Genomic DNA, 1,406 nt, shown 5'->3' on the forward strand with positions numbered 1-1,406 from the left:
CGCTCACTGAGCTCAGCAGTCCAATTGCTGCCGATACGAGTGTGCAGAGAGCAGCAACAAGTGCACCCAACGAGCGAGCTTTTGATCTTGACGCTGGTGATTGCTTCATGAGGCCTAACGCCTGAATTAAGCCGCGCCGCGAAGCGGCGTCGGCTTGAATGAATTGTTAGGCGTTTCCGCCTTGACCGAGACTTGGCCTGGCATGCTAAGTGCAGTGTAAAAGTGAAGAGCCAAGTCATTGGAGGACGCGTAATTCTCCAATTTGGAACGGAGTAATTCTGAGTCATTGGCCCAGAAACCAACTGACTCAATTCGCCCCTGCGATGCATCTTGTCCTGAGAAGGTTTGTGTATATACGACTCTCAAGTTCTTGGGTCTTGATTCGGTAATTGGAAACCCACGAACTACGGGAAGAAGAGGGACAAAGAAGGAGTCTGGCGCTTCTGATGCGCGTCGCCACTTCATAGATATCTCGTCATATGCGAAGTGGCATTTCTTGCAAAATTGAGAGTTGCTGCTGAAAGGCTCCGATATATACCCGTGGTAGCTCCGATTCCAGACTTCAAGATTGATGCTTGGACGCGAAGTGTCGTCTTTGATCGCTCCAACAACAGTTAAATTTCCGCCGCACACTGGGCAACTGCCACCACCATGAGCGATACCCACTGCGGATAGGGGGAGAAGACTGAGTGCGAGAACAAACTCTCTACGTTGCATGATTGCCTCAGAAACGCCTAACGATTGAGTTCATGCGGGCCGCGAAGCGGCCTCGCATGCAACGAATTGTTAGCCGTCAATGCAGATGAGGAATTGGAATGAGAACCAGAAATCACGACTGGTACGACAGCATCAAGAACGTCCCGGTTTATGGCGTGCAGGTTTTCCATGAAGGCAAATGGAAGCACGCATCAATCGGCGGCAAGCCGATTTGGTGCGACACCGTAGAAGAACGCGACGAACAGCGAAAGCGCCTGAAGAGATTGCTGAAGCTGCAAGAGAAAATGGCCATGACGGCTAACACCTGAGTTAAGCCGCGCCGCAACGAGGTGCAACCGAAGCGACAGCAGCCGGACGCCGAAAGATAACACGATGCCATGAAGCGGCGTCGGCTTGAACGAACTGTTAGGTTGTAGGCGCCCGACGACCCACTGCGCATGCGAAGCAAGCTACGGAATGCTACCGCCACCACGGTGCGCAGGTCCCCTGCGCGCTGTGGGCCAAGTACGCAAGGGCACACTTGAACCTAACAGTAAACCTATCAAGCGCAATTCAATGCAAAGCCCGCATATCCCCAAAAAATTCCGCGCTAAACCTAACACCTGAGTTAAGCCGGACCGCTGCGCGGCACGGCGATGTGGTACACGCTACCACTTAAGCCGAGCCGCGAAGCGGTCTCGGCTTGAACG

At 53.3% G+C, this 1,406-nt stretch carries 1 protein-coding gene; it reads left to right on the plus strand.

Annotated elements, in window-relative coordinates:
* The first annotated feature begins 815 nt into the window (after positions 1-815).
* Entirely contained in the window at positions 816-1,025 is a 210-nt protein-coding gene (locus K7B09_RS13030; RefSeq protein WP_223629896.1) for a hypothetical protein, read from the plus strand.
* The last annotated feature ends 381 nt before the right edge of the window (positions 1,026-1,406 follow it).

It is taken from the genome of Thermomonas beijingensis, from assembly GCF_020034655.1.
GTDB classification, from domain to species: Bacteria; Pseudomonadota; Gammaproteobacteria; order Xanthomonadales; family Xanthomonadaceae; genus Thermomonas; species Thermomonas beijingensis.

Bases quoted from the DNA above. Each gene is read 5' to 3' on its own strand.
- K7B09_RS13030 (WP_223629896.1), top strand. From the start codon at position 816: ATGAGAACCAGAAATCACGACTGGTACGACAGCATCAAGAACGTCCCG.